This window comes from Nocardia sp. CY41 (assembly GCF_009829325.1).
In the GTDB taxonomy this organism is placed as follows: Bacteria; Actinomycetota; Actinomycetes; order Mycobacteriales; family Mycobacteriaceae; genus Nocardia.
Window position 1 is genome coordinate 116,850 of the sequence record NZ_VUOS01000017.1, and the last position, 15,255, is coordinate 132,104.

Here is a 15,255-nt window from a genome sequence, read left to right on the forward strand (position 1 = left end):
ACGGGCCGGATCCGGCCGCTCGGCTTCCATTGGGAGGGTTCACATACCTTCGCGCATGCCACGTCGATTCCGGTGCCGCACCGCAGGCGCCCAGCCACCGCGACCCGTTCGGGGCGCCGGGCGCGGCCGGTCCCGGTTCGGTGCGTTCGCCCACGCTCGCACTCCGGTGCCTAGCGGGATCTCGTCGCCTCTTGCCTCATTGCCCAGTGAGGCTCGCACGCGGCGTTCGATGCTGACGCGGGTGGATTCTCGTACCCGACGAAGGTGATGCCGGTGCGGGCCCCGATGGGCTGCTGCGAGTCCGGCGATCGCGTCCGCGGATAACGGTGGTTGTCGGCATAGGTGCGGATCGGATCGAACGACGTGGGCTCCGGGCCGGCGCCGATGTGGATGGCGTACAGCGCGTCCGCGTCCTTCGAACGGCCGAGCGTCGCGGTCATGCGGGCGTGCCAGATGTCGGCGATGCTCCAACCCCTCCGCGTCCGGAGTGACCGCACGGTGCGGCGACGACCGGTTTTCCGAGGTCACCGGATCGGTGCGCAGGGTCATGGTTTGGGCGTGGGGGTCCAGTAGCCGGAGCGGTGGTTGTCGGCGGCGGCGCGGACGGCCGCGTGTAAGCGTGCGACCAGGCGGGCGGGAGCGGCGAGATCGTCGCCGGTCCAGCGAACGACCGCCCAGCCGAGGGCGCGGAGCCGGTCTTCGCGCTCCTTCTCCGCCGCGACCACCCTATCGGCGGAAAATGCGCGGGAACCGGTTCGACGGTCGCTCTGCGTGCGGAACTCGCCGATCACGCCGAGCTCGGGGAACAGGAAATCGACGCGGCCGACGCAGATTTGGTCGTCGGAGAAGACACGTGCTTGTACCTGCGGCGCGGGGAAACCGGCTCGGTGCAACAGGATCCGGATGCGCGATGCGCCTGCGCTCGTGCTGCGGCCGTCGAGGAGATCGAGGACCAGGGCGGCCCGGCGGCATCCGGGACGGTGCCGGGCCCGGCGGAGGTGTTCCCGCAATTCCGCGGTGGTGGTCAGTCCCTGGCGCAAGGCGGAGTCCCCGAGTGCGACCGATTGGTCGAACCCCTCCGAGCGGGCGATGTCGAGCACCGTCCGAGCCGGAGTGGTCACTCGAATGTCATCGACCAGGGTGACCTCGTCCGGTTCCACCTGGGCCGAATGGACCACGACCCGTCTGCTCAGCCGCCCGCCGTTGATCCGATTCCTGGTGAGATGGACGCGGTCGAGCGCAATGCCCCAGGTGGTCATCCCGTGCAGCACCGCCGCCGAACAGTGGCTCGTGATGGCGGAGTCGGACGTGGATTCCGCGGTCGCCAGCGTCATCAGCAGATGCCGGCCGGTGGCGCCGAGCGCGGAGCCGGGCGCGTTCAGATAGTGCCCGGCGCGCAGCCGCTGCCATTGCCCGGAGCTGCACAGCCTGCGCAATGCCTTGTCGGACAGTCCGGAGGCCAGCGCTTGCCGGCGCGAGATCAGTTGCGGTGCTTCCATACCGACGATCGTGATCGACCGGCGCCCGCGAGACACTCGGCCGGGCAGCGTATGTGCACAACCCACGGGCTGTGGAGAACTCGCGGGGTCAGCCCAGTTGGGCCATCCCGGCTGCGACCACCTGGGCCACGTTCAGCACTTCGTCGGCGGTGGGCAGCGGCACGCCGTCGAGCGCGTGCAGCCGGTCGGTGCTGGCGATGGCGAACATCGCCGAGACCCAGGCCGCGGCGCACGCGCGCAGGGTTCCCGGCCGGACCGGGGCCGGGGCGCTTGCCTGCAGCACCTTGGCGGTGACCTCCAGCATCTGGTCGCGCAGGCGGCGCAGCTGTCGTCGCACGTCCGGATGGGTGTCGGCCTCCCGCCAGAGGATCACCCGCAGCACCGACGAGTGGTGGTCGCGCAGGTTCAACGCGGCGTCGAGGTTGACCAGGCTCGCCGCCGGGTCGCCCGGGGCCACCACCGTGCCGATGTCGTCGATCGGCTGCGCGGGAATCCGCTCGGACATCAGTGCGGACAGGATCGCGTCCTTGGTGGGGAAGTAGTAGAAGACGAGTCCTTTGGGGACCCGGGCCGCGGCGGCGATGGCCGCCGTCGCGGTGGCGTCGTATCCCTGTGCCGCGAAGAGCTGCTCCGCGGCGTCGAGAATGAGCTGCCGGGCGTCACCGTCGGCTTTCGCGCTGCGGCGACGCCCGGCGCGGCGGGTTTTCGGCATCTGCATCAGTGATGCGGAGCCATGTCGTGCAGACGTCCCGACACGGTCGGCAGCGCCGCCACCGCGACCACCGCCGTCACCACCCCGACTACCCATGCGGTCCAGGATGCGCTGCGGTACTCCGTGAAGTCCATGACCCACGGGGAAAGGAACAGCAGGACGCCGAACAGGCCCATCGCGTAGTCCGCCGCCGCCATGTCGGGGCGGGCCATCTGGGCCAGACCGGTGAGCGCGATGAGCACGCCGAGCACGATCAGCGACCACATGGCGTTGTCGTTGGTGTCCACCCAGAGGGGGGACAGCGCGGCGAAGGCTCCGAGCACGACAGCGAGGAAATCCTGCGCGCGGCTCTCGGTGAACATGGGTACCTCCTCAGGCTGTGAGTGTTGCTGTCCTCGGTATATCCCTGATTGACCGCCCGATCAATATCGAAACGAATACGATTGCGCGGCTGTTGTTGTCTTACTTCGGCGTGATGGCTGTCACAGAGGAATGGACCAAGCAGAGGTTAGGGTGGGCTTTCGTCGCGCCGCCGGTTCCGTGGAATCGGCCGCTGGGTTCCAGAGAAGGGATGGCCGGATGACCGCGCCGATCGTGATCGTCGGAGCTGGCCTCGCCGGCCTGCGCACCGCGGAGGAATTGCGCCGCGCGGGCTATGCCGGTGAACTCGTGCTCCTCGGTGACGAGTCGCGGTTGCCGTACGACCGGCCGCCGCTGTCCAAGCAATTCGTGCGCGGCGAGACCGACGACACCACGCTGCGTCCGAGCGAGTTCTACGCCGAGAAGCAGATCGATCTGCGATTGAGCACCGAAGCCGTCGGGGTGGACACCGCCGCCCGCCGCCTTCGCCTCGCCGACGGCACGACCCTCGACTACGACCAGCTGATCATCGCCACCGGCCTGCGTCCGCGCCGCTTGCCCGGCCTGCCCGAGCTCGGCGGCGTGCACGTGCTGCGCGGCCATGCCGACGCCGTCGCCCTGCGCGCCGATCTGGCCGCCGCCGCGACGGCGCTCGTCGTCGGCGCGGGCTTCATCGGTTGCGAGCTCGCCGCGAGTTTCCGGGCGCAGGGAGTGGACGTCGTGCTGGTCGAACCGCAGGCGACGCCGCTGGCCACGGTGCTCGGCGCGGAGGTGGGCGAATTGGTCGCGCGGATGCACCGGGCGGAAGGGGTCGATCTGCGCTGCGGCGTCGGCGTGGACACCCTCCTCGGTGACGATGCGGGACGGGTGCGCGGCGCACGCCTGTCCGACGGCGCGGAGGTGGCCGCCGATCTCGTCGTGATCGGGGTCGGCTCGCGGCCGGTGACCGATTGGCTGAGCGAATCCGGAGTCGCGCTCGCCGAACCGTCGGCCGGCGGCGGCGTGCTCGCCGACGAGGTGGGCCGGACCTCCGCCGAAGGCGTGTGGGCGGTCGGCGACGTGGCGGCCTGGCTGCACGAAACCGGTTTGCGCAAGCGTGTCGAGCACTGGACCAACGCGGGGGAGCAGGCCAAATTGGTGGCCTGCGCGCTGCTGGGGGCGCAACCGCCCACGGCCGCTCGCGTCCCGTACTTCTGGAGCGACCAGTACGACGTCAAGATCCAGGCCCTCGGTACCCCGGGCGCGACCGACGAGGTGCACATCGCCTCCGACGACGGTCGCAAGTTCCTGGCCTACTACTCCCAGAGCGGCAACCTCACCGGCGTCGTCGGCGCGGGCATGACCGCCCAGGTGATGAAGGCGCGCGCGAAGATCGCGGCCGGTGCTCCGGTGACCGAATTGCTCGCGCCCAGCTGACCGCGTGCCGGGGCCGGGCGCGGAAACTCGTACCGGTGCGGTCGGGTGCGGAGAAGCAGATCGATCTGCGATCGAACGCCGAAGCCGCCGGGTGGGACATGGACGATCGCGGGTTCAGGGGCACTAGCCTCCCGTCGCGGTGCTGCGGTGCTGCGGTGCTGCGGTGCTGCGGTGCTGCGGTGCTGCGGTGCTGCGGTGCTGCGGTGCTGCGGTGCAGCGGTGCTGCGGTGCAGCGGTGCGGCAGTGCGGCAGTGCGGCAGTGCGGCAGTGCGGCAGTGCGGCGAGTTTCCCGCGCCCGGGTGTGCGGCGGCAGGCGTGCCCGCGGTTGTTGCGGAGCATGCGCCGGGGCGCGCACGGCGTGCGGCGGTGTCATGAGGCTGTAATACGGTGGTGCGGTGATCGTCGCGCTCATCGACTCAGGTCTGGGGTTGCTGCCCACCGCCGCTTGGTTGCGCAAGTTGCGGCCCGATGTGGATCTGCTGCTGCAACTGGACCCGGAGGGCGCGCCGTGGGGGCCGAAGCCGGAGGACTGGGTGGTCGAGCGCGTGGTGAACGCCGCGCGGACCTCGCTCCGCTCGGGCGCCGAGGTGATCGTCCTGCCGTGCAACACCGCCAGCGTCACGGCGTTGGAGCACGTCCGCGCCGACGTCGGGCCCGACGTGCCGGTGATCGGCACCGTGCCCGCCATCAAGCCCGCGGCGGCCGTCTGCCGGTCGGTGGCGGTCTGGGCCACCGCGGCGACCACGGCGAGCCGGTATCAGGCCGACCTGATCGCGAAGTTCGGCGGGGACGCCGACGTGGTGGGAGTGGCTTGCCACGGGTTGGCGGACGCGATCGACCGCGGTGATCTGGTCGCCGCCCACGAAGCGATCGCGGGCGCCGCGGAGCGGACGCCGCCGGACGTGGAAGGCGTGGTGCTCGGCTGCACGCACTACCCCCTGGTGACCGACGCGATCGTGGCCGCGCTGCCGAACGGCGTCCGGCTGTTCGACAGCGCGCAAGCCGTTGCCGCGCAGACCATTCGGCGCATCGAGGCACTGGGGCGCCGGAGCACCGGCAACGGCGAGGTCAGGGTCCTGAACAGCGGACGCCCCGGTGCGCTGCCCGCCAGTGCGGCCGCCTTCGAGTCGGGACGCGTCCTGGGCGCGCAGGGATGACGCGCTGCCCGGTATCGCGTTCGCGTCGCTGAAGGGCCACTCCACGCCGACGGTCGTGCCGGGACGATGGGATGTCGAAGCGCGCGACGCCGAGTGAGCGCCGTAGCGGCCGGTCCGTTGCCGTTGCTTGCGGCTCCGCAGCCGAGGCCGTCGGCGCGCCGACGGCCGCGGGAAGACTTCGCCTGATCAGGCCGTGCAACGGCGGCTTTCGGTGTCACTTCCGAGTGTGGGACCGGTTTCGCCGAGATGTCGTAGCCCGCCGGTACCGTCCGTCGTAACCGCCTCAACAGAGGTATCCGTCGCGACCGGGCCCCGGCGCGGCGGCAGTCCCGGTGACATCATTCCACTCGCGCGCAGCGCAGTCCGGAACAGGAGCGTGGTTCGATGAGCGACTCGGTGACCGCTGCCGATGTGCAGGCCGCGTTGCGGGAGCTGGCGAATCCGGCCGATGCGGCGAACCTGCAGCGGTTCTTCAAGACCGGACCAGGCGAGTACGCCGAGGGTGACGTGTTTCTCGGGGTCCGGGTCCCGGCGAGCCGCGGTGTCGCGAAACGCTTTGCGGCGCTCCCGCTCGACGAGATCGACCGGCTGCTCGACAGCGACGTGCACGAGGACCGCTTCACCGCGCTGGTGATCCTGAACGCGCGCTTCGCCGCGGCGTCCCGGCCACGCTCCTTCGACGACGCCGCCCGCGCGGCCATGGTGGAGCTGTATCTGGCGGCGGTGCGTCGCGGCCGGGTGAACAACTGGGATCTCGTGGACGTGTCCGCGGAGAACGTCGTCGGCCCCTGGCTGCTGGACAAACCGCGTGACTTGTTGTTCCAGCTGGCGCGGGCCGAGTCGCTCTGGGAGCGGCGGGTCGCGCTGCTGTCCACTTTCGCGTTCATCAAGGCGGGCGACGCCTCGACCACCTTCGCGCTGAGCGAACTGCTGCTCGGCGACCGCCGCGATCTGATCCAGAAAGCGGTGGGCTGGATGCTGCGCGAAGTCGGCAAGCGCGTCGACCGCAGCCTGCTGACCGAGTTCCTCGACCGGCACGCTGCGGCCATGGGGCGTACCGCGTTGAGCTACGCGACCGAGCACCTGCCGCCGGAGATCCGCGCCGACTACCGCGCGCGATGAGTCACCGCAATCGTTCGGCTAACGGCGCGAATTCAGAACTGGATCTTCAGGTGGTCGGTCACCGGATGCGCCTGGCAGCCGAGGATGTAACCGTTCTCGATATCCTCCGGGTCGAGGATTTCGGCGTTGTCCATTTCGACCTTGCCCTCCAGCACCGTGCAGGCGCACGAGCCGCATTCGCCTTCCTGGCAGGAATAGGGCACGTCCAAGCCCTTGGCCAGCATGATGTCCACCAGCGTCTGCTTGCGCGGCCACTTCAGCTCGTGCACCTCGCCGTCGAGTTCGACCTCGACGGTCGCCGCGTCGGCCGCTTCCTCGTCGGAGACCTCCACCGGCTCCTGATCGGCGAACGGATCGCCCGCCAAGGAGTTGAACACCTCCGCGTGCGTGCGCGAGCGGGGGACGCCCAATTGTGCGAGCGCGTCGTGCACCCGGTCCATGAACGGCTTCGGACCGCACATGAACGCGTCGTAGCCGCGATACGGGGCGACGAGAGTGGCCAGCGCGTCGGCCGTGGGCAGGCCCTGCAGATACTCCAGCCAGTGGATCACGGTGAGACGCTGCGGGTGTTTGTCGGCCAGCTCGCGCAGTTCACCGGCGAAGATCACCGACTCGTGGTCGCGGTTGGCGTAGACCAGCACGATGCGGCCGGTGCCGCGGGCCAGCGCCGATTTGAGGATGGACATGACCGGCGTGATGCCGCTGCCCGCGCCGAACAGCAGCAGGTCCTCGTCCAGGTCCTTCGGGGTGAAGACGCCCGAGGGCGGCAGCACCTCGATCCGGTCGCCCGCTTTGACATTGTCGCACACCCAGTTAGACCCGTAGCCGCCCTCGGTCCGCTTGACGGTCACCTTGGGGCGGTCGTCGGTGTGGGGCGAGCTGGCCAGCGAGTAGCACCGTGCCACCGAGCCGGTCCGCTCGCTGGGGATGCGCAGGGTGAGGAATTGTCCGGGTTGGTAGCGGAACTTCTCGGCCAGCTCGTCGGGAACGTCGAAGACCAGCGAGCGGGTGTCGGCCGTCTCGGTGATGACCGCGGACACCCGCAGCACGACCGAGCGCGAGCCGTGGGGAACCTCGACAGTGGTCATGTCGTCCTCTCGAACCTGGCACGGGCGAGCCGCGACGCAAAAACTAGAACGTGTTTCAGTTTCATCGTACGTCGGGCGTCGCCTGGCGGACAAGCTGGGCCTCCAGACCGGCGATCAGCACCTCCATGCCGAAGTCGTAGGAGTACCGTCCGCGCAGGTCGCCGATGTACCGCGTGGCCCGCTCGACCACGGGGGGCAGCGTGACATCGGCCGGCGCCGAGCGGTCGCGTGGATTCACCCGGCTGCGGCCGAACAAGTAGGTGTGGATGGTCGCGTAGGCGGCCAGTATGTTGCGGTCGCCGAAACCCGCGTCGTCGAGGATGTCCATGATCGCGGCGATCAGGTCGAGCTGTTTGCCGAGCATCTGCTCGATGAGGATGTCACCGAGGCCGGGATGCTTGCGCAGCTTCTCGTCGATCTGGTCGACGAGATCGCGCAGCCGGTGTTGCCATGGTCCGGATTCCGCTGGCGGAGTGCGCACTCCGGTCAGCGCGGCGCTGGCGACGAGGTCGAGCAGCTCCCGTTTGTCGGCGACGTAGTAATAGGGCGCCATGGGGGAGACGCCGAGTTCGCGGGACAGTCGCCGCATCGACAGTTTCTCCACGCCGTCCTCGCGCACCACGCGCAGTGCGGCCTCGACGATCTCGGACTCCGACAGGGTTCGATTCGTGGTGCTCGCGGGCCCTCCGTGGTTACGCAAGCTTCCGCCTCCGGGCCTGATGTGCGCACCGCTGTGTTCGAGGTGCGGCGCTCCCGGGCCCTGCGTGGTTACGCAAGCTTCCGCCTCCGGGCCTGGCGCTCGCACCGCGTGCGCTGCCGCCCCCGTTCGCCTGCATTCGTCCGACTCCCATGCCACCTCGACCACCGCGGGCGTGTGCTGCCCGTCACATTCTGTTCAGCTGCTTGCAATGCGCAGTCTAGAGCGCCGGGTATCGGCCCCGTCGCCGCCTGTTGCACTCGGCTCGCCGCCGAACGCCCGGTCGAACGCGTCGTGGGGTGGCCGGACCCGCGGGCCATCGATTCGATGACTGAAACCTGTTCTTTTGTCAGTTGATGACGTTATTGTGTGAGCACGGACTGCGCCGTGCAGTCCGCACACGGATCGTCCTCGCGGAGGTAGCCATGCCGGAATACGGGTCCATCGGACACGCGGAAACCGACAACACCGGACGGATGGAGACCGCCGCCGCGCGGTCGGCCGAAGAGGCGCCGCTGGTCGAGGAGAGCCTCATCGAAGAGGTGTCCATCGACGGCATGTGCGGCGTCTACTGACGGGCGGTCGACGACGATGTTCGATCTCGATACCCGCTGGCAGCTGCACCCGCGCGTGGCGCTGCGTCCGGAGCCGTTCGGCGCGCTGCTCTACCACTTCGGCACGCGCAAGCTGTCCTTCCTGAAAAATCCGCGGATCGTCGAGATCGTCCGGTCGCTGCCGGAGCACGCGTCGGCCCGCACCGCCCTGCGCGCGGCGGGCGTACCGGAGGCGAGTGCAGGCGCGTATCTGAAAGCGCTGACCCAGCTCGCCGATTCGGACATGATCGTCGGCGCGCCCGCCGGTGCGCCCGCACCGGCTGCCGGGACGCGCGAGCCTTGGGGGGCGGTGGCGCCGTCGGACGCGGCCGTGCGCCTGGTGGATCGCTTCGAGTCCGGCCTCGCCGCGCCGATCTGCCTGACCTGGGAGCTCACCTACGCCTGCAACCTGTCCTGCGTGCACTGCCTGTCGTCCTCGGGTCGCCGGGATCCGCGCGAGCTGAGCACCGAGCAGTGCAAGGCGCTGATCGACGAGTTCGAGCGCATGCAGGTGTTCTACGTGAACATCGGCGGCGGCGAACCCACGGTGCGCCCGGACTTCTGGGAGCTGGTCGACTACGCGACCGCCCACCACGTGGGCGTGAAGTTCTCCACCAACGGGGTTCGCATCACGCCCGAGGTCGCGGCCCGGCTGGCGGCCAGTGACTACGTCGACGTCCAGGTGTCGCTGGACGGCGCCGACGCCGCGGTCAACGACGCCGTGCGCGGCCCCGGCTCCTACGCCATGGCTATCCGAGCGCTGGAGAACCTCGCCGCGGCCGGTTTCCGGGACGCGAAACTCTCGGTGGTGGCGACCAGGCACAACATCGGGCAGCTCGACCAGTTCCGCGCCATCGCCGAGCGGTACGGCGCCACCTTGCGGTTGACCAGGCTGCGGCCCTCGGGGCGGGGCGCGGACGTATGGGACGAGTTGCATCCGACGCCCGACCAGCAGCGCGTGCTCTACGACTGGCTGCTGCGCAACGGCGAGGGCGTGCTCACCGGCGACTCCTTCTTCCATCTGTCGGCATTCGGCCAGGCGCTGCCGGGCCTGAACATGTGCGGCGCGGGCCGGGTGGTCTGTCTGGTCGACCCGGTGGGCGATGTCTACGCCTGCCCGTTCGCCATCCACGACCGGTTTCGTGCCGGAAACGTGGTGACCGATGGTGGTTTCGAGGCGGTCTGGCGCTCCTCGGAACTGTTCGGCGAGCTGCGTGAGCCCAGCGGCGGCGGCGCGTGCGCGTCGTGCAGCCACTACGACGCCTGCCGGGGCGGCTGCATGGCGGCGAAATTCTTCACCGGGCTGCCCGCCGACGGTCCGGACCCGGAGTGCGTGCAGGGCTACGGCGAGGCGGCGCTGGCCGACACCGAGCGGCTGATCCCGCGTTCGTCGGTCGACCACTCCCGCCGGGTCACACCGCGGGCGGGCGGGCGCGGGAGCGGGCCGGTGCCGTTGACCTTGAGCGCGACGCGCCCGGCCGGATTCACGCCCGAGCGCCGCCCGGCGCGGGCCTGCGACGAGAATCCGCTGGCATGACGCCATTCGGTTTGCCAAAAGTGTGCTGATGGTGTGGAAATGGCCACTGTCCGCTCGACGACCTGGCGGTAGCCGTTGTGTTGCCGGATGCTGGGGATTGGTGCCGGGCGAACTCTCGGCATCCGGCGCGGCGCGAGTCGCTTCCGGTGCCGGGCCGGTTTCGCCCGGAAATCTGCCGTTTTTTCCGGACTGTTGATGTCTACCCGCGAAAGTCCGCCTAGCATGCCAGGAATGCGCCATGATCGCCTGCCCGACGGATTCGGGGTGCGGATCGATCCTCGGGTACGCGCATACTCCGGCGGGCGGGTCCTGATCGGCGGTTCGCCGGCCAGGTTGCTGCGACTTGCCCCGGAGGCCGCCGAGATGATCGGCGACGGGTACCTCGAGGTGACCGGCCCGAAGTCCGCCGTCGTTGCCAGACGGCTGCTCGACTCCGGAGTGGCCAATCCCCGCCCGCGGCTGCTGCCCTCGCCGGAGGACGTCACCGTCATCGTGCCGCTGCACAACAACGCCGAGGGGCTGGCGCGGCTGCTGGCCGCGCTGCGCGGGCACAACGTCATCGTGGTCGACGACGGGTCCGACCAGCCGGTGCGGATCCCCCGCAACCGCGGCACCCGGTGCCGGGTGACCGTGCTGCGGCACGACCGCAAACAAGGCCCCGCTGCCGCCCGCAACGCCGGTTTACGGGCGGCGACAACCGACTTCGTCGCCTTCCTGGACTCCGATGTGGTGCCGCGCAGCGGATGGCTGGAAGTGATGCTCGGTCACTTCAGCGATCCGGGGGTGGCCCTGGTCGCCCCGCGCATCGTCGCGCTGGACCCGGAGTCCACCGCGCTGGCGCGCTACGAGCACACCCGCTCCTCGCTCGATCTGGGCAGGCGGGAGGCTGCCGTGCACTCGCGCGGACTGGTGTCCTACGTGCCGAGCGCGGCGCTGCTGGCGCGGCGCAGGGCGCTGCTGGAACAAGGCGGCTTCGACGACTCGATGCATGTCGCCGAGGACGTCGACCTGTGCTGGCGGCTGGAGCGGGCGGGGTGGCGGCTGCGCTACGAGCCCGCGGCACACGTGGCGCACGACCACCGGGTCTGCTTTCGCGCCTGGTTCGACCGAAAGCTCTTCTACGGCACCGGGGCCGCGCCGCTGGGTGAACGGCACGCGGGCACGGTGTCACCCCTGTCGGTGCCGTCCTGGACGCTGCTGGCCGCGTTCCTGTTCGCCACGCTCACCAAGTGGGGACTGTTCGGCGGCATCATCACTTTGATCACCGCGTTGGCTCGGTTGCGCCGCGTCTTCGCCGGGCTCGACAACCCCACCCGGATCGCCGCGATCTATCTGGCCCGCGGTTTCTTCGCCGGGCTCTGGCGTTTGGCCTCGGCGATGTGCAGGCACTACTGGCCGATCACACTGCTGGCGATGGTCTTCTCGCGGCGCGTCCGCCGCATCGCGATCACCATGGCCGTGGCGGACGGCTTGGCCGACTGGTTCACCCACCGCGACGCGGGCGGTCTGGATCCGGTGCGCTACGTGGTCTACAAGCGCCTCGACGACATCGCCTACGGCACCGGCCTGTGGCTCGGCGCGTACCGAGCGCGCAGCGTGGAAGCGCTGAAACCCACCACACCGTCGCGCTGATCGACCCGGACCGTCCACGATGACCTGGATCTTGCCCGCACCCTCGCCCAGCCGCCCGGCGCAGCGGACCGGGCCGAGACACTGAACGGGAGTCCGAATGGCCGACACGCTCATCGTCGGGGGCGGTACCGCCGGGTGCGTCCTGGCGGAGCGGCTGAGCGCCGATCCGGCGCAGACGGTGCGGGTGCTCGAGGCGGGCCCGCTGTGGACCGGCCTCGACGCGATGCCCGCCGAGTTGCTGGACGCGGCGGCACTGCCGATCGGCCCGGAAGCGGGGTGGCTGTGGCGCTACGAGGTCGTTCTCGCCGAGGATCCGCCGGTGCCGGGAACGATCGTGCGCGGCAAGCTGATCGGCGGCTCGGGGGCGGTCAACGGCGGCTACTTCGTCCGCGCCCTTGCGGCGGATTTCGACGCCTGGGGGCGGGTGCTCGGCGGCTCGGACAGCTGGTCGTTCGAGTCGGTGCTCCCGTACTACTGCCGGGTCGAACGTGACCTGGACTTCGGCGATCGGCCCTGGCACGGTGCGCACGGTCCGATTCCGGTGGCGCGCACCTCGACTCCCGCTCCGGTCAGCGCGGCGTTCATGGACGCCTGCCGCGCCGCCGGGTTCGCCGAGGTGTCCGATCTCAATGCCCCCGACAGCGGGGAAGGGGTCGGCTTCGTGCCGTGCAATTGCGACGGAGGAAGACGCATCGGCCCGTCGATCGGCTATCTGCTGCCCGCGCTGACCCGCCCGAACCTGACCGTCGCCGGCGACACGTTCGTCACACGCATTCGCTTCGACGGCACCCGGGCGGTCGGCGTGGAGTGCGTGCGCGACGGCGAGAGCGGCGTGGAGTGGGCCGATCGCATCGTGCTGTGCGCCGGGGCGATCGAGTCGGCCGCGTTGCTGTTGCGCTCCGGCATCGGCGACCCGGGGCAGCTTCGCCCGTTGGGCGTCCCGGTGGTGCACGCCGCCCCGGTCGGCGCCTGGCTCGGCGACCATCCGGAAGTGGGGATCTCCTACCTGCTCGAACTGGCCGAGCCGCCCGCCGTCCCGCTGGAGGCCGTGCTCGAGCTCGATGACGTCGAAATACGCCCGTACGCCGTATCGTTCACCCCCGGCGTGCACAGGCTGGGGGTCACGCTGATGCGCCCGTGGTCGGCCGGAGTGCTCCGGTTGCGATCGGCCGAACCGGACGTCGCGCCGCTGATCGATTACCGCTATCTCACCGCCGAGCCGGATCGCGCGCGGCTGCGCGACACGGTGGCGACCGCGGGCGGGTTGCTGCGACGAATGAACGCGCGGCCGGTGGACCCGATACCGCAGCCAGGAGAACTCGACGCGTGGTTACGCGCGAATCTCGCCACATCGCAACATCTGTCCGGAACCTGCCGGATGGGCCGGGAGAACGATCCGGCGGCCGTGGTGGACGAGTTGTGCCGGGTGCACGGCGTCACCGGGTTGTCGGTGGTGGATCTGTCCATCGTGCCTGTGCCACTGAGCCGCGGACCGCAGGCTACGACCATGATGATCGCGGAAAAGGCAGCCGCACACCTGGCCGAGTGAAGCGAAAGAAGGGTCGGTCACATTCTTCCGGGACGCGGACCGGGTGTGACCTGGCGGACAAAGCCGAACATCGCTCGTTACCGCCCTATCGGCGCCGGTACAGTTTGGGGCGGAAAGAAAGGCAAATGGTCAGCAACATCGCAGGTGGGCGACCCCCACGGCCGGGCGTCGAGCCGGGCGCCCAACTCGGTGCGCTCGAAGCCTACGCCGCGCAGGCGCACGGATATCTCAGTGCGGGCGGCGATCAACTTGCCCGGCTCGCCGGTTTGCTGCGCCCTGCCGTACTGGAGTCCTGGCTGCGTAGCGTTCGCGGCGGCGTCGACCCGATGGACGCGGTCGACGGGCGCGGTCTGCGCGGCGCCGATCTGCAGCGCTATCTGCAGGCCCATCCGATCGCCGCGCTGATGCCGCTGATCGACAAATTGCTCGTACAGGACACGGCCAGAACGGGTTTGATCGTCGTGATCGCCGATCAGTTCGGCCGGGTGCTCTCGGTGCACGGCGGAGCCGAGCAGGTCGCGGCCGCCGCGGAGATCGGCCTGCGCGCCGGCGACGACCTCAGTGAACGACGCATCGGCACGAACGCGGTCGGCCTGGTGGTACGCACCGGGCGCGCCGCGTGGATTCACGGCCCGGAGCACTTCCTGCATCGGATGCACCAGCTCACCGGTGCCGCGGCGCCGGTGCACGACCCGGACGGCAGGCTGGTCGGGGTGCTGATGATCGCTGGCGGTGTCCGTGTGGCGAAGCCGGAGATCCTCGCGCTGGTCAAAGCGACCGCCACGGCCGCGGAAATGGACTTGCTGCTCAGCGCCATGCGCGCCGGGGAGCGCGGAACCGACGGTCACGGGCGGCGCGACGCCGCCCGGCCGCATCCGGCGGGCCGGCTCGGGCTCGACGTGCTGGGTCTCGGGCAGCCACAGTTGAGCGTCGCGGACGATCGGGTGCCGTTGTCCCAGCGGCACGCCGAGATTCTCCTGCTGCTGGCCGAACACCCCGAAGGGCTCGGTGCCGATCATCTCGCGCTGCTGCTCGACGACACCGATCTGGACAACGGCACCATCCGCGCGGCCGTGTCCCGGCTGCGGGCGGTGGTGGGCCCGAGTGTCTTCGGCTCGCGGCCTTACCGTCTGTGCGTTCCGGTCGCAACCGATGTGGAGGCGTTGCGCGCCGCGCTCGATTCCGGTGATGTCGACTCCGCATTGCGCCTTTATGCCGGGCCGGTGCTGCCGCGCTCGACCGCGCCGGGCATCATCGACATTCGCGACGAGCTCCGAGTCCGATTGCGCACCGCGGTGCTGGCGTCGGGCGACACCGCGGTGCTGCGCCGATGGACGGCGGGTCCGGAGGGGCGCGACGACGCCGCCGCGTGGGCGGCCTATCGAGCCACGGTGGATCGGGATTCGCCGCTGTATGCGCAGATCGAGGCCAAGATCCGGGTGCTGGACCGCCGCCTGGGCGCCGATGCAACGCGAATGCAACGTTTCGGCTCATAATCTGCACAGCCATCGGCGTGGCAGCGCGTCGCCGCGATCGTGTGCCGATCGCACGGGGCGGTGTGCCTCCGCTTCCGGCCCTGGTAGCCGCGTTGGACGTCCGTCCAGAAGTTTTTAGTGCAAATAGTTCCTTTTTATTAACGAAGCGCCTAATGTTCGCACTGCACGGATGAGGACCGTGTGACGTAGCTGACATAGCCGTGGCGCCCGCTCCACGGCGATGACGTTGGAGGATTGGCGGCTTTCGCGCGAGTGCGCTTCGCATCGCTCGCGCTCTCATCGAATCGCACGTGGTGGTCGACGCCATGCGCCCGGCCTGGGCAGCCGGGTGTGGCGGCTTCTTCGTGCTGCCCAAAAGCGTTCGGACAGCCGTTGTTCCGCCGGGTAGGAGGCTCTG

At 69.9% G+C, this 15,255-nt stretch carries 15 protein-coding genes; 9 read left to right on the forward strand and 6 right to left on the reverse strand.

Going from position 1 to position 15,255, the window contains the following annotated elements:
• Nucleotides 1-170: 170 nt before the first annotated feature.
• The 4 genes from GVY64_RS19495 to GVY64_RS19510 form a co-directional block, all read right to left on the reverse strand.
• Nucleotides 171-440 (reverse strand): hypothetical protein, encoded by a 270-nt coding sequence (locus tag GVY64_RS19495; RefSeq protein WP_159843385.1) that lies wholly within the window; start codon nucleotides 438-440, stop codon nucleotides 171-173.
• Between the two features lie 105 nt (nucleotides 441-545).
• Nucleotides 546-1,499 (reverse strand): type IV toxin-antitoxin system AbiEi family antitoxin domain-containing protein, encoded by a 954-nt coding sequence (locus GVY64_RS19500; RefSeq protein ID WP_159843387.1) that lies wholly within the window; start codon nucleotides 1,497-1,499, stop codon nucleotides 546-548.
• An 88-nt stretch (nucleotides 1,500-1,587) separates the two neighbouring features.
• Nucleotides 1,588-2,211: a TetR/AcrR family transcriptional regulator gene (locus GVY64_RS19505; protein WP_236566993.1), complete on the reverse strand. Its 624-nt coding sequence runs from the start codon at nucleotides 2,209-2,211 to the stop codon at nucleotides 1,588-1,590.
• 5 nt (nucleotides 2,212-2,216) lie between these two features.
• Nucleotides 2,217-2,573 carry an SPW repeat domain-containing protein gene (locus GVY64_RS19510; RefSeq protein WP_159843392.1) on the reverse strand — a complete coding sequence of 119 codons (357 nt, stop codon included), beginning with the start codon at nucleotides 2,571-2,573 and terminating at the stop codon, nucleotides 2,217-2,219.
• A 17-nt stretch (nucleotides 2,574-2,590) separates the two neighbouring features.
• Between GVY64_RS19510 and GVY64_RS19515 the strand changes: the two genes are divergently transcribed.
• From GVY64_RS19515 to GVY64_RS19530, 4 genes are all read left to right on the forward strand, one after another.
• Entirely contained in the window at nucleotides 2,591-2,794 is a 204-nt protein-coding gene (locus GVY64_RS19515; RefSeq protein ID WP_159843394.1) for a hypothetical protein, read from the forward strand.
• A complete protein-coding gene (locus tag GVY64_RS19520) occupies nucleotides 2,791-3,987 on the forward strand; it encodes an NAD(P)/FAD-dependent oxidoreductase (protein WP_159843396.1) in 1,197 nt (398 codons plus the stop codon). The genes GVY64_RS19515 and GVY64_RS19520 overlap by 4 nt, the downstream gene beginning before the upstream one ends.
• A 395-nt stretch (nucleotides 3,988-4,382) precedes the next feature.
• Nucleotides 4,383-5,144, forward strand: a complete 762-nt coding sequence (locus tag GVY64_RS19525) for a glutamate racemase (protein ID WP_159843398.1) — start codon at nucleotides 4,383-4,385, stop codon at nucleotides 5,142-5,144.
• 384 nt (nucleotides 5,145-5,528) lie between these two features.
• On the forward strand, nucleotides 5,529-6,266 hold the full coding sequence (locus tag GVY64_RS19530) for a DNA alkylation repair protein (RefSeq protein WP_159843400.1): 738 nt from the start codon (nucleotides 5,529-5,531) through the stop codon (nucleotides 6,264-6,266).
• A gap of 32 nt (nucleotides 6,267-6,298) precedes the next feature.
• Here the strand turns inward: GVY64_RS19530 and GVY64_RS19535 are convergent, their stop codons facing one another.
• Together GVY64_RS19535 and mftR2 are read right to left on the reverse strand one after the other, a co-directional pair.
• Nucleotides 6,299-7,354, reverse strand: a complete 1,056-nt coding sequence (locus GVY64_RS19535) for a ferredoxin--NADP reductase (RefSeq protein WP_159843402.1) — start codon at nucleotides 7,352-7,354, stop codon at nucleotides 6,299-6,301.
• A 61-nt stretch (nucleotides 7,355-7,415) separates the two neighbouring features.
• A complete protein-coding gene (gene mftR2, locus GVY64_RS19540) occupies nucleotides 7,416-8,054 on the reverse strand; it encodes a mycofactocin system transcriptional regulator MftR2 (RefSeq protein WP_159843404.1) in 639 nt (212 codons plus the stop codon).
• Between the two features lie 473 nt (nucleotides 8,055-8,527).
• Here mftR2 and mftA point away from each other — a divergent pair, with 473 nt between their 5' ends.
• The 5 genes from mftA to GVY64_RS19565 all read left to right on the forward strand — a co-directional run bounded on the left by mftA (nucleotide 8,528) and on the right by GVY64_RS19565 (nucleotide 14,858).
• Nucleotides 8,528-8,626 (forward strand): mycofactocin precursor MftA, encoded by a 99-nt coding sequence (gene mftA, locus GVY64_RS19545; protein WP_157107015.1) that lies wholly within the window; start codon nucleotides 8,528-8,530, stop codon nucleotides 8,624-8,626.
• A 16-nt stretch (nucleotides 8,627-8,642) separates the two neighbouring features.
• Nucleotides 8,643-10,181, forward strand: coding sequence for a mycofactocin radical SAM maturase (gene mftC / locus GVY64_RS19550; protein ID WP_159843406.1), 1,539 nt, complete (start codon nucleotides 8,643-8,645; stop codon nucleotides 10,179-10,181).
• 231 nt (nucleotides 10,182-10,412) lie between these two features.
• Nucleotides 10,413-11,813 carry a mycofactocin biosynthesis glycosyltransferase MftF gene (gene mftF, locus GVY64_RS19555; RefSeq protein ID WP_159843408.1) on the forward strand — a complete coding sequence of 467 codons (1,401 nt, stop codon included), beginning with the start codon at nucleotides 10,413-10,415 and terminating at the stop codon, nucleotides 11,811-11,813.
• A 97-nt stretch (nucleotides 11,814-11,910) separates the two neighbouring features.
• Nucleotides 11,911-13,362: a mycofactocin dehydrogenase MftG gene (gene mftG / locus GVY64_RS19560; protein WP_159843411.1), complete on the forward strand. Its 1,452-nt coding sequence runs from the start codon at nucleotides 11,911-11,913 to the stop codon at nucleotides 13,360-13,362.
• A gap of 125 nt (nucleotides 13,363-13,487) precedes the next feature.
• On the forward strand, nucleotides 13,488-14,858 hold the full coding sequence (locus GVY64_RS19565) for a GAF domain-containing protein (RefSeq protein WP_159843413.1): 1,371 nt from the start codon (nucleotides 13,488-13,490) through the stop codon (nucleotides 14,856-14,858).
• Nucleotides 14,859-15,255 lie beyond the last annotated feature (397 nt).

Bases quoted from the DNA above. Each gene is read 5' to 3' on its own strand.
- GVY64_RS19500 (WP_159843387.1), bottom strand. From the start codon at position 1,499: ATGGAAGCACCGCAACTGATCTCGCGCCGGCAAGCGCTGGCCTCCGGA.
- GVY64_RS19530 (WP_159843400.1), top strand. From the start codon at position 5,529: ATGAGCGACTCGGTGACCGCTGCCGATGTGCAGGCCGCGTTGCGGGAG.
- mftA (WP_157107015.1), top strand. From the start codon at position 8,528: ATGGAGACCGCCGCCGCGCGGTCGGCCGAAGAGGCGCCGCTGGTCGAG.
- GVY64_RS19495 (WP_159843385.1), bottom strand. From the start codon at position 440: ATGACCGCGACGCTCGGCCGTTCGAAGGACGCGGACGCGCTGTACGCC.
- mftG (WP_159843411.1), top strand. From the start codon at position 11,911: ATGGCCGACACGCTCATCGTCGGGGGCGGTACCGCCGGGTGCGTCCTG.
- GVY64_RS19535 (WP_159843402.1), bottom strand. From the start codon at position 7,354: ATGACCACTGTCGAGGTTCCCCACGGCTCGCGCTCGGTCGTGCTGCGG.
- GVY64_RS19505 (WP_236566993.1), bottom strand. From the start codon at position 2,211: ATGCCGAAAACCCGCCGCGCCGGGCGTCGCCGCAGCGCGAAAGCCGAC.
- mftF (WP_159843408.1), top strand. From the start codon at position 10,413: ATGCGCCATGATCGCCTGCCCGACGGATTCGGGGTGCGGATCGATCCT.
- GVY64_RS19510 (WP_159843392.1), bottom strand. From the start codon at position 2,573: ATGTTCACCGAGAGCCGCGCGCAGGATTTCCTCGCTGTCGTGCTCGGA.
- GVY64_RS19520 (WP_159843396.1), top strand. From the start codon at position 2,791: ATGACCGCGCCGATCGTGATCGTCGGAGCTGGCCTCGCCGGCCTGCGC.
- mftC (WP_159843406.1), top strand. From the start codon at position 8,643: ATGTTCGATCTCGATACCCGCTGGCAGCTGCACCCGCGCGTGGCGCTG.
- GVY64_RS19565 (WP_159843413.1), top strand. From the start codon at position 13,488: ATGGTCAGCAACATCGCAGGTGGGCGACCCCCACGGCCGGGCGTCGAG.